Raw genomic sequence first — 22,141 nt, 5'->3', positions numbered from 1 at the left:
GCGGCTCCCGCTAGAGCATCGGACCGAAAAGTGGAATCCACTTTTCGGAGAAATCCGATGCTCAAACCAAGGGCTCGATCGCCACCTCGCATCCGACGGGACGCGCGGCGATCTGGGAGCGGGAATGACGGTTTCATCCACATGGCAGGAGAATCTTAGCCTTTAGCTGGATTGAATGAGAACAAAATCAACGTAAGGTGCGTTATTGCGACGCATCATTGCTTGCTGCGCCGCCAGAAGGACACTCGATCGCATGTACGGTGCCACCATGTCGTTTGCCTATCATGCCTACGAAGCGGTTCACATGATGGTGAGCCCGGTGCGCGGGGTCTCCGATGCGATGCACCTCGCTTTCAAGAACCCGGCCAATCCGCTGACCTATACCCCCCTCGGTCGCACGGTCGCAGCCTCCTGCGAATTGTTCGAGCGCGTCACGCGCCGCTACGGCAAGCCGGCCTTCGGTCTCGACGAGACGACGATCAACGGCGTCAAGGTGGCGGTCGAGGAGCGGGTCGTCTGGGAGCGCCCCTTCTGCAAGCTCGTCTATTTCGATCGCAAGATTCCGGGCCGGCGCAAGCCGCAGCCCAAGGTGCTGCTGGTGGCGCCGATGTCGGGCCACTATGCCACGCTGCTGCGCGGCACGGTCGAGGCCTTCCTGCCCGGCCATGAGGTCTACATCACCGACTGGACTGATGCACGGCTGGTGCCGCTGACTGAGGGCCGTTTCGATCTCGACGATTATATCGACTACGTCATCGCCATGCTGCAGACGCTGGGGCCGGACACCCATGTCATGGCGATCTGCCAACCTTCGGTGCCGGTGATCGCCGCGGTCGCCCGCATGGAGGCAGAGGGCGACTCCTGCGCCCCGCGCTCGATGACGCTGATGGGCGGGCCGATCGATACCCGCCGCTCGCCGACCGCCGTGAACCAGCTTGCGATGGAGCGCGGCACCGACTGGTTCCGCCGCAACTGCATCACCGTCGTGCCCTTCCCGCATATGGGTGCTTTCCGGCAGGTTTATCCGGGTTTCATGCAGCTCTCGGGCTTCATGGCGATGAACATCGACCGCCACGTCACCGCCCATTACGACATGTTCAAGCATCTCGTCGGCGGGGATGGCGATTCGGCCGAGAAGCATCGTGAGTTCTACGACGAGTACCTCGCGGTGATGGACCTGACGGCGGAGTTCTACCTGCAGACGGTCGACACCGTCTTCGTCAAGCATGCGCTGCCCAAGGGCGAGATGATGCATCGCGACAAGCCGGTCGACCTCAAGGCTATCCGCCGTGTCGCGCTGATGACGGTCGAGGGTGAGAACGACGACATCTCCGGCGTCGGCCAGACCAAGGCGGCGCATGATCTCTGCGTCAACATCTCCGCCGAGAAGCGCGTCCATTATCTCCAACCCAAGGTCGGCCATTACGGCGTGTTCAACGGCTCGCGCTTCCGCGCCGAGATCCAGCCGCGCATCTCCGATTTCATGGTCAGCCTCGACATGGAGGCGGCCAAGGGCCGCCGTAGCGACAGCGCCAGCGAGCAGCGCAAGGCTCTGAAGGTCGTCGGCTGACGGGGAATAAGGGTCTCTCTTTCCCATCGCCCGCGAATCCCGCACAATCGCGGGCGATGCGCATCTCCCTGTTCAGGCGCCAGCCGGACCCCGACCGGATCGAGGTCGTCCACGCCGGCACGCCCTATCCCGTTCTCGTCAAGCGGCGTGCCAATGCGCGGCGGATGACGCTGCGCGTCTCGCAGGCGACCGGCGAGATCACCCTGACGCTGCCCGAGCGGGCCGACTTCGCCGCGGGCCGGACCTTTGCCGAGAATCATGGCGGCTGGATCGCGGCGCGCATCGCGAAGCGCCCATTGGCGGTGCTGTTCGAGCCGGGGCAGAGCATTCCCCTGCGCGGCGTCCCTCACCGCATCGTCCACTGGTCGAAGGCGCGCGGGCTCACCCAGGCGACGCAGGACAAGGACGGCGCCCCGATCATCGCGGTCGCCGGCGAGGCGGCGCATGTCCCGCGCCGGGTCAAGGATTTCCTGCGGCGGCTCGCGCTCGAGGATCTGGAGAAGGCGGTGCGGCGCCACACTGCGGCGCTCGGCATCCCCGCCCGCAAGATCACCATCCGCGACACCACGAGCCGCTGGGGCTCCTGCTCCTCGCAGGGGCATCTCAACTTCTCCTGGCGACTGATTCTCGCACCGGCCTCGGTGCTCGACTATCTTGCGGCCCATGAGGTGGCGCATCTCAAGGAGATGAACCACTCTCATCGTTTCTGGGCACTGACCCACAAGCTCTGCCCGCATACCGAGGAGGCGGAGGCCTGGCTGAAACGCCACGGCGCCAGCCTGCATGGTTATGGTTGACCGAGAGCATTTTCGAGCGAAGTGGATACCGGTTCGCGTGAAGAAGATGCGATGAAACAAAGGCCTCTCCGCCGCAATTTCGCCGTTAACCACTTTCTGAAGCCTGCGCCCGCACACTGAAGGCCGATTCGCCTTCAGTGTGAGTAAGCCTATGGGTCAGGTCATAGCGTTCCGCCGCCCGCAACAGCCCTCCGCCGCGCCCGAGCCCGTGCTCGGTCTGCTTTCGGCGGTGGACTTTGCGCTCCGCGATCTCGCGGAAATCATGCCGCACATCGCGCTCGACAGCGCCCGCGCGCAGGCCGAAGCTTGCCGCGCCATGCTTGCGCAGGCTTTCGACGCCGAGGTCGAGGCCGAGCTCGGCAACTGATTCGGGTCGGCATCGCGCCCGCGCATGCCGCCCCCGGCGACGGCGCGGGTTGCCGAAGCGGATGAATTGTCGAACCTCTGCGGGAAAGAGCCGGTGGTCCGCCGGTCACAAGCCCGGGAGGCTCATCCGTGTTCCTGACCAACAGCGATATGGTCGATCTCGTCGATCTCAGGCATCGGCTGCATCGGAGGCCTGAGATTTCGGGCGAGGAACGCGAGACCGCCGCCACCATCGTCGCGTTTCTGAAGCCGACGCAGCCCGACCGTATCATCTCCGAACTCGGCGGCCATGGCGTCGCCGCGATCTATGAGGGCGCCGAGCCTGGCCCGACCGTCCTGATCCGCGCCGAACTCGACGCGCTGCCGATCGAGGAGCTTTCGACCAGCGATCATCGCTCCGAAATTCCCGGCAAGGGCCATCTCTGCGGCCATGATGGTCACATGACCATCCTCGCCGGGCTGGCGCGCGGGCTTCACCGCAACCCGCCCAAACGCGGCCGCGCCATCCTGCTGTTCCAGCCGGCAGAAGAGACCGGCGCCGGCGCCGCTGCTGTGATCGCTGATCCGAAATTCGCCGAGATCGCGCCGGACTACGCTTTCTCGCTGCATAATCGTCCCGGCGTTCCGATCGGCCATGCCCGCATCTCGGAAGGCGCCGCCAACTGCGCCTCGCGCGGCCTCAGGATCGTCCTCAACGGCGAGACCTCGCATGCCTCGACGCCCGAGCACGGCCGCTCGCCGGCCCCGGCCATCGCCCGCCTCATCCCTGAACTGACCGCACTCGGCCCGGGCGGCGAACTCGATGCGAATTTCGCACTGGTCACCGTCACCCATGCCGGGATCGGCGAGCCGGCCTTTGGCATCGCGCCCGGCCGCGGTGAGCTTTGGGTGACGCTGCGCACCGTCAACGATGCCCAGATGGGCGCGCTCTGCGAGAAGGCCGAGGCGCTGGTGCGCGAGGTCGCGGCGGCCGGCAGCCTCGACGCCGAGATGAGCTATCACGACATCTTCCACCACTGCGAGAACGAGCCCGAGGCCGTCGCCATGCTGCGCCGGGCGATGGACGAGGAGAAGGTGCCGCACGGCCCGACCAAGCCGTCCCGCGGTTCGGAGGATTTCGGCCTGTTCGGCCGCAAGGCTAAGTCGGCGATGTTCCTGCTCGGCTCGGGCGACACCGCCCATCTGCACAACCCCGATTTCGACTTCCCCGACGATGCGATCGACACCGGCGCGCGCGTCTTCATGCGGGCGCTGCGCAATCTCGTCGGCGAAGCTCCGCGAGCCTGAGGACAAGGCGGATGGCTCTGGACTGGACACGCGCCGCTGCGCGCGCGAACGAAATCGCCGCGAACTGGCAGCGCGAGGCCGGGCCCGGCGGCGCCGTCGTGCTGTTTGATCGTGACGGGGTGCGCGAGGCCTTTGCCGGCGGCCTCGCCAGCATCGACTACCAGCTGCCCTTCACGCCGCAGACGCCGAACCGCTTCGCCTCGATCAGCAAGCATGTGCTGGCGATCGCGTTGCTGCGTGCGGGCGTGCCGCTCGATGCCCCGCTCGGCCACTGGCTGACCGAGCTGCCAGCGCCGCTCGCCGCGGTCGAGCTATGCCGGGCCCTCGACATGACCGGCGGCCTGCCGGACATGATGGAAGCTTTCTGGCAGCAGGGCGTGCCCTTCACGGCGACGCTGAGCGCCGACGAGGTCTTCGCGCTCGCCCGCCGCTTTCCGTCGCTGAGCGCCGAGCCCGGTACGGAGATGGCCTATTCCAACACCGGCTGGCGGCTCGGGCAGCGCATCCTCGAGCGCGTCACCGGCCGGTCCTATAGCGATATCGTCACGGAACTGTCCGGCGAGCTCGGCCTTGCCTTCCGGCTGCCCTATGACGCTGCCGAGATCGTCCCCTGTCTCGCCACGGGCTATTGGCGCGACGGCGCGGCCTGGCGGCGCGGCCATTACGGCTTCCATTTCTCCGCCTCGGGCGGCATCGCTGGCTCCGCTGCCGATCTCGCCGGCTGGGCCTCCGCCCTGCTCGCGGGGCGCGGGCCGCTCGCTGGCATGCTCGAACGCCTGACGATACCGCGCCATTTCGCGGATGGCAGCGCAAGCGTCTATCGGCTCGGGCTGGTCTGCAGCCGCCTCGGCGAGACCGAGATCGTCGGTCATGGCGGCTCGCTCACCGGCTATCGCAACCACTTCCTGATGGCCCCGGCCCATGGCGCCGGCGTCGTGGTGCTGACCAATCGCGAGGAAGAGGCGCTCTGGCCCGCCATGACGGTGCTGGCGGCGCTGCTCGGGCAGGAACTGCCCGCGCCGGCCGACGCACCAACCGGACTCTTCGTCACAGAAAAGGGCCCGTTCTGGGCGGAATTCACGCGGGATTCGATCAGCTTCATGGGCGGCTATGAGCGCCTTGTCGCGGACGGCGCGGGCGGGCTGCGTAGCCTGCCGGCCTATCTCGACATCCGCCTTCGGCAGGAAGGGGCGGACTGCTTGTCCGGCCTGATCGGCGGCGTGCAGCGTTCGTTGCGGCGCGTGCCGGCCGATACGGCGCTCGATGACCGGCTCATCGGTCAGTGGCGCGATCCGCATTTCGGGACGCAGATCGAGATCCGGGCGGACGGTACCGCGCTGATGCCTTGGCCCTCCGGCGGCATGCTCTCGCGGCTGACGCCATTGCCGAACGGCCGGGCGCTGGCCGATCTGTTGCACGGCCCCTGGCGGTCGCGGCCCTGCCTCTGGCTCGATGGCGCTGGCGGCTTGCGGGTCGCCGGGCACCGGGCAAGGATTTTGCAAATGAAGCGCGTCGGCTAGCACCGCTCTGCGCGAGCGATGCAGCCGGGCCGATGACGATGGAGGAGGACGTTTCGATGCAACTGCCCCGTTTCGCTGCCGCGCTGCTTTTGACGGCGTCCGCCTTGCTGCCTTTGCCGGCCGCCGCCCAGGCGCAGCCTGCCGCGAACCGCGTGCTGCGCGTCGCGCCGCATGCCGATCTCAAGACGCTCGATCCCGTCGCGGCCTCGATCGTCATCACCCGCATGCACGGGCTGATGATCTACGAGACCCTCTTCGCCTGGGATTCGAACCTTCAGCCGAAGCCGCAGATGGTCGAGAGTTTCGAGACCTCGCCGGACAAGCTGATCTGGAGCTTCACGCTGCGCCCCGGCCTCAAGTTCCATGACGGCCAGCCGGTGACCACCAAGGACGTGATTGCCTCGCTCGCCCGCTGGATGAAGCGCGACACCATCGGCGGCAAGCTCGGCGAATACACCGAGGGCATGGAGGCGGTCGACGACAGGACCTTCAAGCTCAAGCTCAAGCGCCCGCTGGCGCTCGTGCCTTTCGCGCTCGGCTCGGCCGTCGGCCAGATCCCGGTGATCATGCGCGAGGCGGACGCCAAGAGCGATCCGATGAAGCCGATCACCGAGACGATCGGCTCCGGCCCGTTCAGGTTCAACCGGGAGGAATGGCGCAGCGGCTCGAAGATCGTCTACGACCGCAATCCCGACTATGTGCCGCGCTCCGAGCCGGCCGATGGCCTCGCAGGCGGCCGCGTCGTCAAGGTCGATCGCGTCGAATGGCTGATCATGCCGGACGCCGCTACGGCCGCCGCCGCGCTTCAGACCGGCGAGATCGACATCTGGGAGCAGCCGAGCCAGGACCTGATCCCGGTCGTCTCGGCCAACAACCAGGTCAAGGTCGAGCGCTATTCCAACCTCGCCAATCAGGTGATGCTGCGGCCGAACCACCTCTACCCGCCCTTCGATAATCCGAAAGCGCGGCTCGCTCTGGCCTATGCCACTGATCAGGCCGATTTCCTCGCTGCCGGTTTCGGCGATGAGGAATGGTGGAAGCGCTGCAACGCCTATTTCGTCTGCGGCAGCCCGAACGGCATCGCGGCCGGCGCGGAGGGTTATGCCAAGCCCGATCTCGCGAAGGCGCGCCAGCTGCTCAAGGAGAGCGGCTATAAGGGCGAGAAGCTGGTTCTCTCGACCAGCAACGACATCGCCCCGATCGGCCGCATGGCCGAGGTCGCGGCCGCTTCGCTGAAGGAAGTCGGCTTCAATGTCGATGTGCAGTTCGCGGATTGGGGCGCCGTCACCACGCGCCAGCAGAACAAGAGCCCGCCGGACCAGGGCGGCTGGAATCTCTTCGTCACCTATGCCTCGGGCGCGACCATGCAGTCGCCGCTGACCAATATCGGCACCAACATGGCCTGCGAGCGCGCCTGGGCCGGCTGGCCCTGCGATGCCGAGGCGGAGAAGCTGCGCGGCGCCTTCGTCGATGCACCCGATGACGCCAGCCGCAAGATCGCGCTCGAAGCGCTGCACAAGCGCCTTGCCGAGGTGCAGCCCTATCGCGTGCTCGGCCAGTTCGACCAGCCCTATGCCCGCCGGACCAACGTCGCCGGCGTGCTGGCGGCGCCGGTCATGCTGTTCTGGAACATCGAGAAGAAGTGACGCGGCGGCGGTTCATCCCGACGGAGCCGTCGGGATGAAATGCGGCGTGGCACGCCAGACGAAATCGCGGCTTTCGCTCGGCGCTAGCGCCAGGATACCGGGCTTTTCCGCGAATTCGCCCTGCCAGCCGATCGGGCTTGCCATGCTGAACCAGGGTTCGATGCAGAGGAAGGGCGCGCCGGTCGGCTTCGACCAGATGCCGAGATCCTTGTAGCCCTCCCAGCTAACGGTGAGGGCGCGCCGCTCTCGCCCTGACCCGTCGAGCGCGGCGAAACGTACCGAGTGGTTGGCCACGTCCGGGATCACGATCGCATCATTGGCGAACAGCGCCTCCGCGAGTGGCAGCTCGGTGCCGTCGAAAGGCAGCGGGATCGCCGGGCCGAGCAGCCCGCCTTCGACGCCGAGGCCCGGTCCGGGCTCGACTTGAAGGAAGCTGAGGCCGTGGGCCTCCTTCGCGACGCCCTCCGCCAAGGGCCACAGGAAGGCCGGGTGGGCGCCGACGCCGCAGATCAGCGTCGTCTCGGCTGGGTTGATGACGCGCGTCGTCACCGAAAGCGTGTCGCCGGCAAACTCGTAGATCATCTGCAGCACGAAGCGGAACGGGTAGCGTGCCAGCGTCTCCGCGCTCTCGCGCAATTTCAGCACGGCGCGATCGGGCGTCCGTTCGATCCACTGGAACAGGCTGTCGCGGGCGAAGCCGTGCTGTGTCAGATGATAAGATCGGCCTTCGTGGATCAGCGTGTCCTCAGTAAGCCGTCCGACGATCGGGAAGAGCACGGGCGCGTGGCGCGGCCATTCCGGCCCGCCATGCCAGAGCAGCGGCCCATTCGCATCGGACAACGCGATCAGCTCGCCGCCCTGTGCCCGGATCGTCGCCCGCAGCCGGCCGGAGGCAATCTCATGGGTGTCCGTCATCGTCGTCTCCGCCGGTGGCCGCGATCTCGCAAACCGGTCTGTCCTGCATATCACGCAGGCGTGATCCTGCATTCCCCGGAATCCATGCAAAAGCAGCATCGTTCTCCGCCGGCTCCGCCCGGCAGGTGACGCGTTGTCGAAACGGGTCCTTTTAAGGTTGTTCCTTTCCTTGACCCCTCTTTCGCTCATGTCGATCCTGCCGAGAGCCTCCGCGGGGCGCCCCAGCCGTGGCGTACCGTACGCCGGGTTTCGTTCATGCCGTCAGGATTTCCGATGACCAGCACCATCAACAGCCGCACCGCCGATCACGCGATCGATCCGCTCTTCCTAGAGCGTTGGTCGCCGCGCGCCTTCACCGATGAGATCATTTCCGAAGCTGAGCTGAAGGCACTGTTCGAGGCGGCGCGCTGGGCGCCGTCCTCCTATAATTCGCAGCCCTGGCGCTTCATCTATGCCCGCCGCGGCACGGCGCATTGGCAGACGCTGCTCGGCCTGCTCAACGAGTTCAACCAGTCCTGGGCGAAGAATGCGGCGGCTCTCGTCGTCATCGTCTCGAAGGAAACCATGGCGGTGCCCGGCAAGGCCGAGGAAGTGCCGTCCCATAGCCATTCCTTCGATGCCGGCGCTGCCTGGGCCAATCTCGCCCTCCAGGCCGTGCGGCTCGGCTGGCAGGCGCATGGCATGGTCGGCTTCGACCGCGAGCGGGCGCTGTCGGAGCTGAAGGTGCCGGCCGGCTACCGCGTCGAGGCGGCCGTCGCCATCGGCAAGCCCGGCGACAAGGCGCAGCTGCCGGAAGCCTTGCAGTCCCGCGAGACGCCAAGCCAGCGCAATCCGATCTCGGCGACCGCCTTCGAGGGCGCCTTCGGCGCCTGAGCTGCAGGCGCCTCTTGCCGCGGGCCGCGATTCGCGCGATCCCGCGGCAGTGCCGAAGGAGGCAAGCCCTTGCTGATCACCCGCCGCCAATTCGCCGCCGGCTCTCTCGCCGCGCCCGCCATCCTGAAGGGCGGGCAGGCTTTCGCCGCCGGCCGGCCGGTCACCGTCGCCTCGCTGCTCGGCGAGGACAAGCCGGAGACGAAGATCTGGCGGCGCGTCGCCGAGATCCTGGCGCGCTCTGCGCCCGGACGTTTCGACCTGCGGATCGTGCCCAATGCCGCGCTTGGCGGCGAGAAGGAGGTCGCCGAGGGCCTGCGCCTCGGCTCCATCCAGGCGGCGCTCTCGACGGTCTCGTCTTTGTCCGGCTGGGTGCCGGAGGGGCAGATCCTCGACCTGCCCTTCCTCTTCCGCAATCGCGACCATCTCGGCCGGGTTCTGGCAGGCCCGCTCGGGGGCGAGCTCAAGGCGCGCTACGAGGCGCAGGGCTTCGTCGTGCCCGGCTTCATCAACTACGGCGCCCGCCATCTGCTGGCCAAGGAGCCGCTGACGACGCCCGCCTCCGTCAAGGGCAAGCGCATCCGCGTCATCCAGAGTCCGCTCCACACCGCACTGTGGTCGGGCTTTGGCGCCTATCCGACACCGATCCCGATCCCCGAGACCTACAACGCGCTGAAGACTGGCGTGGTCGACTGCATGGACCTGACCAAATCTGCCTATGTCGGCTTCCGGCTGCATGAGGTCGTGCCGGTCCTGATCGAGACCGGCCATATCTGGGCGACCGGCGTCGTGATGTTCGCCGCGCCGTTCTGGAAGGCGCTGACGCCGTCCGACCGTGAGGCGCTGGCCGCGGCCGTGGCCGAGGGAACAGCCTATTTCGACGAGCTGATGCTGGCCGACGAGGCGGCTTCGATGGCCAAGGCCGCTTCCGAAGGCGGCAGGACCGTGCCGGCCGAGGACCGCGCCGGCTGGCAGGACGGTGCCCGCAAGGTCTGGGCGAGCTTTGCGCCCCAGCTTGGCGGCATGGCAAAGATCGAAGCCATCGCGCAGAGCGCCTGATCACCGCATCGCAGGACGACAGCCATGCCGCTTTCGATCGACCATATCGTCATTGCCGTCACCGATCTCGATGCGGCCATGCGGAACTATGCCGCGCTCGGTTTTACCGTGCTGCCGGGTGGCGAGCATCCGCGCGGCTCGCGCAATGCGCTCGTCGTGTTCGAGGACGGCGCCTATCTCGAGATCATCGCCTTCCCGCGGCCGGTGCCGGATTTCCGCTGGTGGCAGGTGTTGGACCGCGCCGGCCCCGGCCTCGTCGACTATGCCGTGCTGCCGGATGATTTCCAGGCCGATCTCGCCCGCGCCCGCGCCGCCGGCATCGTCATGGACGGGCCGATCGACGGCGGCCGGCTCCAGCCGGACGGCGCGCGCATCGCCTGGCGCTCGGCACGCCCGCCCGAGCCGGACATTCCCTTCCTCGTCACCGACGTCACGCCGCGCGACCTGCGCGTCCCGCCCGGTGCGGCACGTCGTCACCCGAACGGTGTCACCGGGGTCGCGGGCGTCACGGTCGCCGTTCAGGATCTCGTGAGCTCGACGGCGCGCTATCGGGCCTTGCTCGGTCGCGAACCGCTCGCGACGGGCGGCCTTCCGGGGCTGGGTTTCGGCCTCGTCCAGTTCCGTATCGAACGCCAGACCCTCTCGCTGGTGGAGCCGCGCGCTTCCGCCGCAGCCGCTCCGGCGGCGCATCTCATTGCCCGTGGCCAGGGCATTTATGCGGTCTCCTTCTATGGCCCCGACGACGTGGCGCTCGATATCGGCCTTGCCCATGGCGCCCGTCTGGAAATCGTCCGCGATCGCTGAGCCGGCGGCGTCATTTTCCGGTCACGCTTGCGGGCGACAGTGGCCCGTTACCTTCGAATCGTTCTATTTATTTAGTAATAACAAAGGCTTGCATCGAATCGCCTGCCTGCCTATCTCTCCCTCGCGATCAGTGAATCAACCGACGGAGGGACCGGAATGGGTGGAGTCACCGAGGTCGATGTCGCGGCCACGATCGGCCGGATCGACGAGATCATCATTCGCGAAATCGTCCGCACGGGTGCAAGCCGGCCGGAGCTGCGCCGGGCGCTCGCTCTCGCCAAGGGGCCGGGCGATCTCGCTGCCGATGCGGCACTGCCGCCACGCATGCAACGGCTTGTCGAGCTGCTCGCGGTCACGCTGCCCGAGCAGGGGCCCAAACCCGTACAGGGGCCGCCAAAGCGCCTCCATGCCGCCATGAAGGGCATCGATCGTGCGGCCTGATCAGGGGAGCGCCGAATCGTTGGAAGCCGCCCGTGCCGAGATCCGGCAGGCGGTGCTGACGGCTTTTTGCGCGGCGCTCCACGATACTCGGCTGCCGCCTCTCGCCCTGATCGAGCTGGCGGCGCATGCGGTCGGTTCTGTCTACAGAGAGGTGGCGGATGCTCATTGCGGCGATCAGCCATGCCCTTGCGGCTGGCGGCCGCGCCTCCAGGCGGATCTGGAGGCGCTTCAGGCGGCGCTGGCGCTGAGCGCGGCGTCCACTCCACAGCCGGACCTCGCCGGCATGGCCGTGCTCGGCCGGGCCTGATCTCGCATTCCGCGCTCAGGCCATGCTAAGCCGCTGCGAACCCTCGGGACGGCATGCGCAATATCCTCATCATCGGCATCGGGGCCGGCAATCCCGACCATATGACGATCGAGGCGATCGCGGCGCTGAATCGCGCCGATGCTCTGTTCATCCCCGACAAGGGCGAGGAAAAGGCGTCGTTGCGGGCCCTGCGCGAAGGCATCTGCGCGCGCTTCATTCGCAGGCCGGACTACCGCACCGTTCCCGTCGACATCCCGCGCCGGGCCGAGGCCGGCAGCGACTATCACGGTGTGGTCGATGACTGGCACGAGCGCATCGCCGCGCGCTACCGCGCCCTCTTCGAAGCGGAGCTGGCCGAGGGGCAGACCGGCGCGCTGCTGGTCTGGGGAGATCCTGCGCTCTACGACAGCACCCTGCGCATCATGGAGCGCGTCGCGGCCTCCGGCCTTAGCCTCGACTGGCAGGTCTATCCCGGCATCAGCAGCATCCAGGTACTGGCCGCGCGCCACCGCATCCCGCTCAATACGATCGGCGCGCCGATCCTGATCACCACGGGGCGAAGGCTGGCGGCGGGCTTCCCGGCTGATCAGGACAGCGTCGTCGTCATGCTCGATGGCGAGCAGGCCTTCGCGAAGGTCGCTCCCGCGGATCTCGACATCTTCTGGGGGGCCTATCTCGGCACGCCGGACGAGATTCTGCGCGCCGGGCCGCTCGCCGAACTCTCCGCCGAGATTGCGCGGGTTCGCGCCGAGGCCCGTGCCCGCCATGGCTGGATCATGGATACTTATCTGCTGCGCCGCCGCCCGGCTTGACGCGAGGCGCCGCATCCGCCATCGCTCGCGCCGATCTTTCAGAAGCGCTGGAGCTGCCCGATGTCCCTCGCCGATCTCGCCGCCACCATCGACGCCGCCTGGGAGAACCGGGCCGAGATCGGCGTGTCGACCAAGGGCGCCGTGCGCGATGCGGTCGAGCAGGCGATCGAGATGCTCGATTCCGGCCAGGCCCGCGTCGCCGAAAAGCAAGGCGCCGACTGGATCGTCCATCAGTGGCTGAAGAAGGCGGTGCTGCTCTCCTTCCGCCTCACCGACAACATGATCATCGCCAACGGTCCCGGCGAAGGCGTGTTCTGGGACAAGGTGCCGTCGAAGTTCGAGGGCTGGGGCGAGAACCGCTTCCGCGCCGCCGGCTTCCGCGTCGTGCCGCCGGCCGCCGCGCGCAAGGGCTCGTTCATCGCCTCCGGCGTCGTGCTGATGCCGTCCTTCGTCAATATCGGTGCCTATGTCGACAGCGGCACCATGGTCGACACCTGGGCGACGGTCGGTTCCTGCGCCCAGATCGGCCGAAATGTACACCTATCGGGCGGCGTCGGCATCGGCGGCGTGCTCGAGCCGCTGCAGGCCAACCCGACCATCATCGAGGACAACTGCTTCATCGGCGCCCGCTCGGAGGTGGTCGAGGGCGTGATCGTCGGCGAGGGTTCGGTGCTCTCGATGGGCGTCTTCATCTCGGCCTCGACCAAGATCGTCGACCGCGCCTCCGGCCAGGTCCATATCGGCAAGGTGCCGCCCTATTCGGTGGTGGTGCCGGGTTCGCTGCCGGGCAAGCCCTTCCCGGACGGCACGCCGGGCCCGGCGCTCTCCTGCGCCGTCATCGTCAAGACCGTCGATGCACAGACCCGCTCCAAGACCGGCATCAACGAGCTGCTCAGGGACTGAACTTTCTCATACAACGCCGTCATTCCGGGCGAAGCGAAGCGTAGGCCCGGAATCCATCATAGAGTGCTGCGCTCTTCGATGGATTCCGGATCGGCGCCGCTAAAGCGGCTTGTCCGGAATGACGATGCGTGGCTGTCTCAACCCACCGGCGATGGCGCACCCGTTCCCTGCGGATAGGGCTCGGGCGGCGTGTGGGCCGCCGGGGGCGTCGCACCATGGGCGTCGGCGAGCGCATCGCGCAGCTTCTGTTCCTGCGTGTGGTCGAGCGAGGTCTTGAGCACGGTGCCGCCGGTGCCGCGGATCGCCTCCAGCACCTTGTCGCCGGTCACCTTCTTGACCAGCACGAAGAGCGCGGCGTTGCCGGGCTGCAGGCTGCTCGACAGATCCTTCATGAACTTGTCGTCGACGCCGTAGTCGGTCAGGGCGCCGCCGAGCGCGCCGGAGGCCGCACCGAGCGCCGCCCCGAAGATCGGCATCAGGAAGATCGCGCCGATCAGCAGCCCCCAGAACGAGCCGGAGACCGCACCCATCGCCGTGGTGTTGAGCAGCTGGTTCAGCTTCACCTTGCCGCCTTCCTGCATCACCGCGATGGCGGCATCCCCGATCTCGATCAGATATTCCTTCTGCAGGCCGATGAGCTTCTGGCGCATCTCTTCGGCGCGGGCCTCGGTCGGATACACGATGACGACGAGATCGGACATGGCGGGAACTCCTGCTGCGGATGCTGGCATGCTGACCCGTGCGGATGACAGGCACAAGGCAACGCACAGCGACGCTTTCGGTTCCGTCAGAGACCGTTTTCCGATCAGGTTCGTTCAACCTGATCGGATTCGGCTCTACTCGCCTCCGACGGCCTTGGCTGCCTCGATCGACCGGCCGCGCAGCGGCAGCTGCTCCATGCGGGCGAGCGAGATCAGGGCGCAGGCGAAGCCGAGGCTTGCTGCGCCGAAGACATAGCGGAACAGCGTCACCATCGTCTCGCGATCGACCGTGCCAAGCTTCAGCGCCTCGGGCGAGAGCTGCGCGGTGGGCCCACCGACGCCGCCGAGCACGATCGCGCCGAAGACCGCGACGATCAGCGCTCCGCCGATCTGGCGGAAGAAATTGGCCACCGCGGTCGCCGTGCCGAGCTGATGCGGGTGGACGGCATTCTGGATCGAGACGGTCGCGACCGGCAGCAGCGTGCCGAAGCCGATGCTGACGACGGCGAGGATCACGGAGAAGACCAAAAGCGGGAGCTGCCCCGAGAAGATGGCCAGCACGGCCGTGCCGGCAAGGGCGACGAAGAGGCCGACCAGCGGCACGCGCTTGTAGTTCGTCAGGTGCGACATGGCCCGGCCGGAGCTCGTCGCGCCGACAACCGTGCCACAGGTGAGCGGCAGGAGGCCCAGGCCGGAATGGGTGGCGCTCATCCCCATCACCGTCTCGAAATAGAGCGGCAGATAGATCGTCAGGCCGATGAAGGTGCCCATGCCGAAACCGGCTGCGACCGTGCCGCGCCGTACGACGCGATTGCCGAGCAGGTCGAGCGGAATCAGCGGCTCGGAGGCCGTCCGCAGCCGCCAGGCGAAGAGCGCCCAGAGCGCCAGGGAGACACCGACCAGCCCGGCGATCGGCAGGGAGCGCCAGGGATAGGCGGTGCCGCCCCAGGAGAGCGCCAGCAGCAGCGACACGGTTCCCAGCGTCATCAGCACGGCGCCGAGCACGTCGAGCGTGTGGGGGCGCTCATGGCGCGGCAGGCGCTTCAGCGCAGAGCTCGTCATCCAGTAGGCAACGAGCCCGAGCGGGACGTTGATCCAGAAGATCACCGACCAGTGTAGCTGCTCCGCCATCACGCCGCCGAGGACCGGGCCGAGGAGGGAGGACGACATGAAGACGCTGGCGAAATAGACCTGATAGCGTCCGCGCTCCTTGGGCGGCACCATGTCGGCGACGATGGTCTGGGCAAGCGCGATCAACCCGCCGCCGCCGAGCCCCTGGATGAAACGCGCCAGCACCAGCAGCCAGAGCGACGGGGCGAGCGCGCAGGCGATCGACCCGACGACGAAGACGGCGATGCCGGAGAGCAGGACCACCCGCCGCCCGTGGATATCGGCGAGCTTGCCGTAGAGCGGCGTCACGGCGGTCGAGGCCAGCAGGTAAATGGTGACGACCCAGGACAGATGCGTGACGTCGTTGAGCTCGCGGCCGATCGTCGGCAGCGCGGTCGCGACGATGGTCTGGTCGAGCGCGGCCAGGAACAGCGCCAGCATGACGCCGATCAGGATCGAGCGGATATCGGCAGGGGTCAGCGATGCGGCCTGGGCCGGTGCGTCGAGCCGCTTGTCCATGGAAACCGTGATTGAGACTGCATTTTGGGAATGGCGAAGCTTAGTGCCGGCCTGTGCCATGCGCCAGCTGCGCATTGTCGGGGCCGCCCTGCGATGAGGGCGGAGCAGTTGCTGCGATTTTCGTCAGGCCAGTTCGCGCAGGGTGGTGCGCAATGTCTCCGGCGCATCCCCGGGCAAGGTCGCCTCGATAGCGACATGGGTGCTCTGCCAGATCGGGACGGCCGCGGCGAGCAGGGCGCGTCCTTCCGGCGTCAGCGACAGAAGCTTGCTGCGACGATCGGCGGGGTCGGTGACAATCCCGATGAGACCGCGGCGTTCGAGTGGCTTCAGAGCCGCCGTCAGCGTGGTGCGGTCCATGGCGAGAAGGTCGGCGACGGGCCTGAGCGATGGCGGGGCCGGGCGGTTGAGTGCCATGAGCAATGAGAACTGGCCATTGGTCAGCCCGACAGGCCGCAGCGCCTCGTCGAAGCGGCGCGCCAGGGCGCGTGCCGCGCGCTGCACATGCAGGCACAGACAGTGATCGCGCACATGCAGCGTCGTCGCGAAGGGAACGCTCGCGTTCTCGTCCATGCCCATGGCATGTGAGCCGGCGCGGGGCGAGTCAAGCGACGCCGCGCGGCCGGCAGCTCTGCGCCAGCTTGACGTGGATTGCCCCGGTGGGCGCTATAATGGCGGAATCGGAAATAGCGAGGAGAGGTTTGCGATGCCGCTGCTAGCCGCCGGGAACGCGATGCTGGTCGTCATCGACTTCCAGGCCCGGTTGATGCCTGCGATCCATGCCGGCGACAAGGTGCTGCTCAATGCGGGCCGTCTCATCGAGGCCGCGCGCCTGCTCGACATTCCCGCGGTCCTGACGGAGCAGAATCCGCACGGCCTGGGCGCGACGGTGCCGGAACTGGCTGGGGCTGGTCCGGTCGTCACCAAGATGAGCTTCGACGCCTGTGCCGAGCCGGCTTTCCTCGATGCCGTTGCGGGCGACCGCGAACTGGTGATCTGTGGTTGCGAGGCGCACGTCTGCGTTGGCCAGACCGTGCTCAGCCTGCTCGATCACCGTCGGCGTGCAATCGTTGTCGCGGATGCGATCGGCTCACGCGCCCCGGAGTCACGCGAGATTGCGCTGAATCGCATGGCGAGCCATGGCGCCGAGATCGTCACCACCGAGATGGTGTTGTTCGAATGGCTGCGGACGGCCGAGCATCCGCAGTTCCGGCCGGTCTCGAAGCTGATCCGCTAGCTAGAGCAGGCTGCGTTCCCTGGAAGCGCGGGTCATCCCGCCCGGAGCGAAGCGGAGAGCCGGGATCCATGCCTGAACCTTGATCGGAAGTGCTCCGGCATGGATCCCGGGTCAAGCCCGGGATGACGGCGTGTTTCCGCATCAAATCAGCGGGCTCTAGCCGCGCTCTCAGAGCGGCTTCTTGATCGCCTTGGCGATGACGCCGACGATGCCTTCGCGGAAGAGCAGCACGCAAACCACGAAGACGACACCCTGGACGACGGTGACCCAGGCGCCGAGCGTGGCGAGATAGTTCTGCATTGCGACGATGACGAGCGCGCCAACGATCGGACCGAAGACCGTGCCGAGGCCGCCGACCAGCGTCATCAGCACGACCTCGCCCGACATCGACCAGTAGACATCGGTGAGCGAGGCGAGCTGGAAGACGATAGCCTTGGTCGCGCCCGCGAGCCCTGCGAGCGTCGCCGAGAGTACGAAGACCGCCAGCTTGTACTGATTGGCGCGGTAGCCGAGCGAGATGGCGCGGGGCTCGTTGTCGCGGATCGCCTTGCAGACCTGGCCGAAGGGCGAGTGGATGATGCGGTAGATCGTGAGCAGGCCCGCCATGAAGATCGCTGCCACCAGCCAGTAGAGCACCCGGTCGTCGGCGAGGCTGATCAGGCCGAGGAACTTGCCACGCGGCACGGCCTGGATGCCGTCCTCGCCACCGGTGAAGCGCGGCGTCTGCAGCGAGAAGAAGAACACCATCTGGGCGAGCGCCAGCGTGATCATCGCGAAATAGATGCCCTGGCGGCGGATCGCGAGCGCACCGAACACCGCGCCGAGCACGGCGGCCACCGCCGTGCCGAGCAGGATCGCGAGCTCCGGCGTCAGGCCCCAGTTCTTGGCAGTGTAGGCGCTGACATAGCTCGCCATGCCGAAATAGGCGGCATGGCCGAAGGAAAGCAGCCCGCCATATCCAAGGAGAAGGTTGAAGGCGAGCGCGAACAGCGCGAAGCACAAAACCTTCATCACGAAGACGGGATAGGCGACGAAGGGCGCGATCGCGAGCACCACGGCGATGGCGATGAACAGGTTGCGGTGCAGGCGCGCCGTGCTGTCGTCCGTCTCGGTGAGGACGGTGGCGGCCGGGGCGTCGGTCGAGGCAAGGTCGGTCATGTGATGGTCCCTCGCTCGCGTCAGTGGGCGCGGCCGAACAGGCCGGCAGGCTTCACCAGCAGCACCAGCACCATGATGATGAAGATCACGGTCGCGGCCGCTTCCGGGTAGAACACCTTGGTCAGCCCCTCGATCAGCCCGAGCGAGAAGCCGGTGACGATGGCGCCCATGATCGAGCCCATGCCGCCGATGACGACGACGGCGAAGACGACGATGATCAGGTCGCCGCCCATATTGGGATTGACCGAGTAGATCGGCGCGGCGAGCACGCCGGCGAAGGCCGCGAGCGCGACGCCGAAGCCATAGGTCAGCGTCACCAGCAGCGGCACGTTGATGCCGAAGGCCTGGGTCAGGGTCGGGTTCTCGGTCGCGGCGCGTAAGTAGGCGCCGAGCTTGGTCTTCTCGATCAGGAACCAGGTGCCGAGACAGACGATGAGCGAGGCGACGATCACCCAGCCGCGATAGTTCGGCATGAACATGAAGCCGAGATTCTGGCCGCCGGCGAGCTGCGGCGGGATGGCATAGGGCAGGCCGGAGGAGCCGTAGTAGTTGCGGAACACGCCCTGGATGATCAGCGCCAGGCCGAAGGTGAGCAGCAGCCCGTAGAGATGGTCGAGATGGGCGATGCGCTTGAGCAGCAGCCGCTCGATCGCGATGCCGGTCGCACCGACGATGATCGGCGCCAGCAGCAGCGCCGCCCAGTAGTTGATGCCGAGATAGTTCAGGCACATCCAGGCGACGAAGGCGCCCATCATGTACTGGGCGCCATGGCTGAAGTTGATGATGTTCAAGAGCCCGAAGATCACCGCCAGCCCGAGGCTGAGGATCGCGTAGAACGAGCCGTTGATCAGGCCGAGAAGGACCTGGCCGAACAGCGCCTGGGGCGGGACTCCGAGAAGTTCGAACATGCTGGGCTCGATTTATCCTGACGGTGGGATGTTATCCGGACAGGGATTGGCGGTGGAGCCGCCAGCGTCATCCCGGCCAAGCGAAGCGCAGGGCCGGGATCCATCGCAGGGCTCCGGCGCCTTCCGATGGGTCCCGGGTCGCCCAGCGGGCGCCCGGGATGACAACGGGAGGCACCGGAGAACGTGTTACTTGACGAGCGAGCATCCGGTCTCGGCCAGCGGCTGGAAGGCCTGCTCCGCCGGCAGCACCGCAATCTGCTTGTAGTAGTCCCACGGGCCCTTCGATTCCGAAGGCTTCTTGACCTCGTAGAGATACATGTCGTGCAGCTTGCGGCCGTTGATGCGGATCGAGCCCTTGCCGAAGAGCGGGTCGTCGGTCGGCATTTCCTTCATCTTGGCCATCACGGTGGCGGCGTCCTTGCTCTTCGTCGCCTCGACCGCCTTGAGATAGTGCAGCAGCCCGGAATAGACGCCGGCCTGCACCATGCTTGGCTTCTTGCCGCCGCTGAGCTTGGCGAAGCGCTCCGACCAGGCGCGGGTCTGGTCGTCGCGATCCCAGTAGAAGGATTCGGTCAGGACCAGGCCCTGCGCCGCCTGCAGGCCGAGCGCGTTGACGTCGCTGATGAAGGTGAGCAGGCCAGCCAGCTTCTGGCCGCCCTGGGTGATGCCGAACTCGCTGGCCTGCTTGACCGAGTTGATCAGGTCGCCGCCGGCATTGGCGAGGCCAATGACCTTGGCCTTGGAGCCTTGCGCCTGCAGCAGGAAGGACGAGAAGTCCGTGCCGGGGAAGGGCGTGCGCACGGTGCCGAGCACCTTGCCGCCTGCCTTCTGGACCACGGCGGCGGCATCGCGCTCTAGCGCATGGCCGAAGGCGTAGTCGGCGGTCATGAAGAACCAGGTGTCGCCGCCGGCCTTGACCATGGCGCCGCCTGTGCCCTGCGCCAGCGCGTAGGTGTCATAGGTCCAGTGGATCGTGTTGGGGCTGCAGGCCTTGCCGGTGAGGTCCGAGGTGCCGGCGCCCGAGTTGATGTGGATCTTGTTCTTCTCCTTGGTGATCTGGCTGACCGCCAGCGCGACCGAGGAGGTGGGCACGTCGAGGATCAGGTCGACACCGTCCTGATCGTACCATTGCCGGGCGATGGTCGAGCCGACATCCGGCTTGTTCTGATGGTCGGCCGAGACGATCTCGACCTTGATGCCCTTGTTGGCGGCCTTGAAGTCCTCGACCGCCATGCGCGCGGCGATGACCGAGCCTTCGCCCGAGAGGTCGGCATAGAGGCCCGAGCGGTCGTTCAGCACGCCGGCCTTGACCGAAATCTGCTGGGCCAGCGCCGGGCTCGCCATCAGGGCGGCGAGCGCAGTCGTTGCAAGAATCGTCTTCAGCTTCATCATCATTCTCCCTGCTGTGGTTGTCGGCATTTCGCCGTGTTCTTGGCCGCGTGATGCCGGCATCCGGGCGAAGCCCGTCAAACCCCGAGATAGCGGTGCAGCTTGTCGATATTGGCGTCGAGCTCTGCATTGGGGATCATGTCGATGACCTTGCCCTGCTCGACGACATAGTGCCGGTCCGCCACGGTCTGGGCGAAGCGGAAGTTCTGCTCCACCAGGATGATGGTGAAGCCCTCCTGCTTCAGTTTTGCGATGGTGCGGCCGATCTGCTCGATGATCACCGGCGCCAAGCCTTCGGTCGGCTCGTCGAGCAGGAGCAGATGCGCGCCGGTCCGCAGGATGCGCCCGATCGCCAGCATCTGCTGCTCGCCGCCGGAGAGCTTGGTGCCCTGGCTCTTCAGCCGCTCCTTGATGTTGGGGAAGAGTGTGAAGATGGCGTCGAGGGAAAGCCCACCGGGCCTGACCTGCGGCGGCAGCATCAGGTTCTCCTCGACCGAGAGCGAGGCGTAGATGCCGCGTTCCTCCGGCACGAAGCCGATGCCGAGCCGGGCGATGGCGCGCGAGGGCAGCCCGATCGTCTCCTTGCCTTCCAGCACGACCGAGCCCTTGCGCTTGCCGATCACGCCCATGATCGACTTCAGCGTCGTGGTCTTGCCGGCGCCGTTCCTGCCCAGCAGCGTCACGACCTCGCCGGGCGCGACGTCGATATCGATGCCGTGCAGCACATGGGATTCCCCATACCAGGCCTCGAGCCCGCGCACCTTCAGCAGCGGAGCGGCGCCGACGGCCACCGTGGGGGCTTTCAAAGCCTCAGTGGTGGCCATGGCCGCCTCCCGAACCGATATAGGCCTCGATCACGCGGGGGTCCTTCGAGACGGTGGCGTAGTCGCCCTCGGCCAGCACCTGCCCGCGCGCCAGCACGGTGATGCGGTCCGACAGCGAAGCGACGACCGAGAGGTTGTGCTCGACCATCAGAATGGTGCGATTCTTCGAAACCTTGCGGATCAGCGCCTCGATGCGCTCGACGTCCTCATGGCCCATCCCGGCCATCGGCTCGTCGAGCAGCAGCATCTCCGGATCGAGCGCCAGCGTCGTCGCGATCTCGAGCGCGCGCTTGCGGCCGTAGCTGAGCTCACCCGCCGTCAGCGAAAGGAAGGGCGTGAGACCGACCGCCTCGACGAGGCTCTTCGCCTCATCGTCGAGATTCTTCAGGGCGCGCTCCGAACGCCAGAAGTCGAAGGAATCGCCGCGCTTGCGCTGCAGGGCGATGCGGACATTGGTCAGCACCGAAAGCTGTGGAAACACCGCCGAGATCTGGAACGAGCGCACCAGCCCGAGCCGCGCGATCTCGGCTGGCTTCTCGCGCGTGATGTCGCGACCATTATATATGATCGTACCGCGTGTCGGCGGAAGGAACTTGGTCAGCAAGTTGAAGCAGGTCGTCTTGCCGGCGCCATTGGGGCCGATCAAGGCATGAATCGAGCCGCGCCGGACATTGAGGTTCACGCCATTTACAGCTGTGAAGCCGGCAAATTCTTTGGTTAGACCTGACGTCGAAAGAATATTGTCCTCAGGCATTCCGATTGCCAGCCTTCATCAGCTTTGTCTTTCTTGCTTGTGCGGTTCCCCTTGCATGGCATGCTGCACCGCGTCGCAAACATAAGTCAACGTTCGCTGGGCTGGAAGCGGCTCGCGGAAGAGGCTTCTTATCCCTTGGTCTTATTCCAAAGATGTCCTGCAAATGGAGGATGTCGCGCTCGGCCGCGTCACGCGATGCTGCCTGCTTCGGATACAGGTCCGGAAAATCCATTTGAACCTGGGACAG

The 22,141-nt window shown here is 66.7% G+C and carries 23 protein-coding genes; 14 read left to right on the top strand and 9 right to left on the bottom strand.

Annotation, left to right across the window (positions count from 1 at the left end; all coding sequences use genetic code 11):
* The first annotated feature begins 268 nt into the window (after nt 1-268).
* From FQV39_RS16685 to FQV39_RS16660, 6 genes are all read left to right on the top strand, one after another.
* Nucleotides 269-1,570, top strand: coding sequence for a polyhydroxyalkanoate depolymerase (locus FQV39_RS16685; protein WP_149133887.1), 1,302 nt, complete (start codon nt 269-271; stop codon nt 1,568-1,570).
* Between the two features lie 56 nt (nt 1,571-1,626).
* On the top strand, nt 1,627-2,367 hold the full coding sequence (locus tag FQV39_RS16680; protein WP_149131305.1) for a M48 family metallopeptidase: 741 nt from the start codon (nt 1,627-1,629) through the stop codon (nt 2,365-2,367).
* Nucleotides 2,368-2,518: 151 nt separating this feature from the next.
* The gene (locus FQV39_RS16675; RefSeq protein ID WP_149131304.1) at nt 2,519-2,734 is read left to right on the top strand and encodes a hypothetical protein; all 216 of its coding nucleotides are present in this window, start codon (nt 2,519-2,521) and stop codon (nt 2,732-2,734) included.
* Between the two features lie 128 nt (nt 2,735-2,862).
* Nucleotides 2,863-4,020 (top strand): amidohydrolase, encoded by a 1,158-nt coding sequence (locus FQV39_RS16670; RefSeq protein WP_149131303.1) that lies wholly within the window; start codon nt 2,863-2,865, stop codon nt 4,018-4,020.
* A gap of 11 nt (nt 4,021-4,031) precedes the next feature.
* The gene (locus FQV39_RS16665; RefSeq protein ID WP_149131302.1) at nt 4,032-5,540 is read left to right on the top strand and encodes a serine hydrolase domain-containing protein; all 1,509 of its coding nucleotides are present in this window, start codon (nt 4,032-4,034) and stop codon (nt 5,538-5,540) included.
* A gap of 56 nt (nt 5,541-5,596) precedes the next feature.
* Nucleotides 5,597-7,186 (top strand): ABC transporter substrate-binding protein, encoded by a 1,590-nt coding sequence (locus tag FQV39_RS16660; protein WP_149131301.1) that lies wholly within the window; start codon nt 5,597-5,599, stop codon nt 7,184-7,186.
* Between the two features lie 12 nt (nt 7,187-7,198).
* On the opposite strand, the gene FQV39_RS16655 is transcribed toward FQV39_RS16660, so the two are convergent.
* Nucleotides 7,199-8,101, bottom strand: coding sequence for an aldose 1-epimerase family protein (locus FQV39_RS16655; protein WP_149131300.1), 903 nt, complete (start codon nt 8,099-8,101; stop codon nt 7,199-7,201).
* 273 nt (nt 8,102-8,374) lie between these two features.
* On the opposite strand from FQV39_RS16655, the gene FQV39_RS16650 reads away from it, so the two are divergent.
* The 7 genes from FQV39_RS16650 (at nt 8,375) to dapD (ending at nt 13,297) form a co-directional block, all read left to right on the top strand.
* Nucleotides 8,375-8,974: a nitroreductase family protein gene (locus FQV39_RS16650; RefSeq protein WP_149131299.1), complete on the top strand. Its 600-nt coding sequence runs from the start codon at nt 8,375-8,377 to the stop codon at nt 8,972-8,974.
* Between the two features lie 69 nt (nt 8,975-9,043).
* Complete coding sequence (locus FQV39_RS16645; RefSeq protein ID WP_149131298.1) at nt 9,044-10,030, top strand: TRAP transporter substrate-binding protein; 987 nt, start codon at nt 9,044-9,046, stop codon at nt 10,028-10,030.
* Nucleotides 10,031-10,054: 24 nt separating this feature from the next.
* Nucleotides 10,055-10,834, top strand: coding sequence for a VOC family protein (locus tag FQV39_RS16640; protein ID WP_149131297.1), 780 nt, complete (start codon nt 10,055-10,057; stop codon nt 10,832-10,834).
* Nucleotides 10,835-10,990: 156 nt separating this feature from the next.
* Entirely contained in the window at nt 10,991-11,275 is a 285-nt protein-coding gene (locus FQV39_RS16635; RefSeq protein WP_149131296.1) for a hypothetical protein, read from the top strand.
* 19 nt (nt 11,276-11,294) lie between these two features.
* Nucleotides 11,295-11,582 carry a hypothetical protein gene (locus tag FQV39_RS16630; protein WP_149131295.1) on the top strand — a complete coding sequence of 96 codons (288 nt, stop codon included), beginning with the start codon at nt 11,295-11,297 and terminating at the stop codon, nt 11,580-11,582.
* 53 nt (nt 11,583-11,635) lie between these two features.
* Nucleotides 11,636-12,394, top strand: coding sequence for a precorrin-6A synthase (deacetylating) (gene cobF / locus FQV39_RS16625; protein ID WP_149131294.1), 759 nt, complete (start codon nt 11,636-11,638; stop codon nt 12,392-12,394).
* A gap of 60 nt (nt 12,395-12,454) precedes the next feature.
* Entirely contained in the window at nt 12,455-13,297 is an 843-nt protein-coding gene (gene dapD / locus FQV39_RS16620) for a 2,3,4,5-tetrahydropyridine-2,6-dicarboxylate N-succinyltransferase (RefSeq protein WP_149131293.1), read from the top strand.
* A gap of 137 nt (nt 13,298-13,434) precedes the next feature.
* On the opposite strand, the gene FQV39_RS16615 is transcribed toward dapD, so the two are convergent.
* The 3 genes from FQV39_RS16615 to FQV39_RS16605 all read right to left on the bottom strand — a co-directional run bounded on the left by FQV39_RS16615 (nt 13,435) and on the right by FQV39_RS16605 (nt 16,197).
* Entirely contained in the window at nt 13,435-13,998 is a 564-nt protein-coding gene (locus FQV39_RS16615) for a DUF1269 domain-containing protein (RefSeq protein WP_149131292.1), read from the bottom strand.
* A gap of 135 nt (nt 13,999-14,133) precedes the next feature.
* Entirely contained in the window at nt 14,134-15,627 is a 1,494-nt protein-coding gene (locus FQV39_RS16610) for an MDR family MFS transporter (protein ID WP_149131291.1), read from the bottom strand.
* 123 nt (nt 15,628-15,750) lie between these two features.
* Nucleotides 15,751-16,197: a MarR family winged helix-turn-helix transcriptional regulator gene (locus FQV39_RS16605; protein ID WP_149131290.1), complete on the bottom strand. Its 447-nt coding sequence runs from the start codon at nt 16,195-16,197 to the stop codon at nt 15,751-15,753.
* Nucleotides 16,198-16,330: 133 nt separating this feature from the next.
* Between FQV39_RS16605 and FQV39_RS16600 the strand changes: the two genes are divergently transcribed.
* Entirely contained in the window at nt 16,331-16,861 is a 531-nt protein-coding gene (locus tag FQV39_RS16600) for an isochorismatase family protein (protein ID WP_149131289.1), read from the top strand.
* 168 nt (nt 16,862-17,029) lie between these two features.
* Here FQV39_RS16600 and FQV39_RS16595 read toward each other — a convergent pair whose 3' ends face one another.
* From FQV39_RS16595 to FQV39_RS16575, 5 genes are all read right to left on the bottom strand, one after another.
* Nucleotides 17,030-18,019, bottom strand: coding sequence for a branched-chain amino acid ABC transporter permease (locus FQV39_RS16595; RefSeq protein WP_149131288.1), 990 nt, complete (start codon nt 18,017-18,019; stop codon nt 17,030-17,032).
* A gap of 20 nt (nt 18,020-18,039) precedes the next feature.
* On the bottom strand, nt 18,040-18,927 hold the full coding sequence (locus FQV39_RS16590) for a branched-chain amino acid ABC transporter permease (RefSeq protein ID WP_149131287.1): 888 nt from the start codon (nt 18,925-18,927) through the stop codon (nt 18,040-18,042).
* A 186-nt stretch (nt 18,928-19,113) separates the two neighbouring features.
* Nucleotides 19,114-20,316 (bottom strand): ABC transporter substrate-binding protein, encoded by a 1,203-nt coding sequence (locus FQV39_RS16585; protein WP_149133886.1) that lies wholly within the window; start codon nt 20,314-20,316, stop codon nt 19,114-19,116.
* A 77-nt stretch (nt 20,317-20,393) separates the two neighbouring features.
* The gene (locus FQV39_RS16580; protein ID WP_149131286.1) at nt 20,394-21,140 is read right to left on the bottom strand and encodes an ABC transporter ATP-binding protein; all 747 of its coding nucleotides are present in this window, start codon (nt 21,138-21,140) and stop codon (nt 20,394-20,396) included.
* Complete coding sequence (locus FQV39_RS16575) at nt 21,127-21,894, bottom strand: ABC transporter ATP-binding protein (RefSeq protein WP_149131285.1); 768 nt, start codon at nt 21,892-21,894, stop codon at nt 21,127-21,129. The genes FQV39_RS16580 and FQV39_RS16575 overlap by 14 nt, the downstream gene beginning before the upstream one ends.
* Between the last annotated feature and the right edge of the window lie 247 nt (nt 21,895-22,141).

The organism is Bosea sp. F3-2 (assembly GCF_008253865.1).
Classification (GTDB): Bacteria; Pseudomonadota; Alphaproteobacteria; order Rhizobiales; family Beijerinckiaceae; genus Allobosea.
This window is presented reverse-complemented; position numbering and strand designations above follow the sequence as displayed.

Bases quoted from the DNA above. Each gene is read 5' to 3' on its own strand.
- FQV39_RS16685 (WP_149133887.1), top strand. From the start codon at position 269: ATGTCGTTTGCCTATCATGCCTACGAAGCGGTTCACATGATGGTGAGC.
- FQV39_RS16615 (WP_149131292.1), bottom strand. From the start codon at position 13,998: ATGTCCGATCTCGTCGTCATCGTGTATCCGACCGAGGCCCGCGCCGAA.
- FQV39_RS16650 (WP_149131299.1), top strand. From the start codon at position 8,375: ATGACCAGCACCATCAACAGCCGCACCGCCGATCACGCGATCGATCCG.
- FQV39_RS16660 (WP_149131301.1), top strand. From the start codon at position 5,597: ATGCAACTGCCCCGTTTCGCTGCCGCGCTGCTTTTGACGGCGTCCGCC.
- FQV39_RS16605 (WP_149131290.1), bottom strand. From the start codon at position 16,197: ATGGACGAGAACGCGAGCGTTCCCTTCGCGACGACGCTGCATGTGCGC.
- FQV39_RS16640 (WP_149131297.1), top strand. From the start codon at position 10,055: ATGCCGCTTTCGATCGACCATATCGTCATTGCCGTCACCGATCTCGAT.
- FQV39_RS16595 (WP_149131288.1), bottom strand. From the start codon at position 18,019: ATGACCGACCTTGCCTCGACCGACGCCCCGGCCGCCACCGTCCTCACC.
- FQV39_RS16665 (WP_149131302.1), top strand. From the start codon at position 4,032: ATGGCTCTGGACTGGACACGCGCCGCTGCGCGCGCGAACGAAATCGCC.
- FQV39_RS16675 (WP_149131304.1), top strand. From the start codon at position 2,519: ATGGGTCAGGTCATAGCGTTCCGCCGCCCGCAACAGCCCTCCGCCGCG.
- FQV39_RS16635 (WP_149131296.1), top strand. From the start codon at position 10,991: ATGGGTGGAGTCACCGAGGTCGATGTCGCGGCCACGATCGGCCGGATC.
- FQV39_RS16680 (WP_149131305.1), top strand. From the start codon at position 1,627: ATGCGCATCTCCCTGTTCAGGCGCCAGCCGGACCCCGACCGGATCGAG.
- FQV39_RS16580 (WP_149131286.1), bottom strand. From the start codon at position 21,140: ATGGCCACCACTGAGGCTTTGAAAGCCCCCACGGTGGCCGTCGGCGCC.
- dapD (WP_149131293.1), top strand. From the start codon at position 12,455: ATGTCCCTCGCCGATCTCGCCGCCACCATCGACGCCGCCTGGGAGAAC.
- FQV39_RS16600 (WP_149131289.1), top strand. From the start codon at position 16,331: ATGCCGCTGCTAGCCGCCGGGAACGCGATGCTGGTCGTCATCGACTTC.
- FQV39_RS16575 (WP_149131285.1), bottom strand. From the start codon at position 21,894: ATGCCTGAGGACAATATTCTTTCGACGTCAGGTCTAACCAAAGAATTT.
- cobF (WP_149131294.1), top strand. From the start codon at position 11,636: ATGCGCAATATCCTCATCATCGGCATCGGGGCCGGCAATCCCGACCAT.
- FQV39_RS16610 (WP_149131291.1), bottom strand. From the start codon at position 15,627: ATGGACAAGCGGCTCGACGCACCGGCCCAGGCCGCATCGCTGACCCCT.
- FQV39_RS16590 (WP_149131287.1), bottom strand. From the start codon at position 18,927: ATGTTCGAACTTCTCGGAGTCCCGCCCCAGGCGCTGTTCGGCCAGGTC.
- FQV39_RS16585 (WP_149133886.1), bottom strand. From the start codon at position 20,316: ATGAAGCTGAAGACGATTCTTGCAACGACTGCGCTCGCCGCCCTGATG.
- FQV39_RS16655 (WP_149131300.1), bottom strand. From the start codon at position 8,101: ATGACGGACACCCATGAGATTGCCTCCGGCCGGCTGCGGGCGACGATC.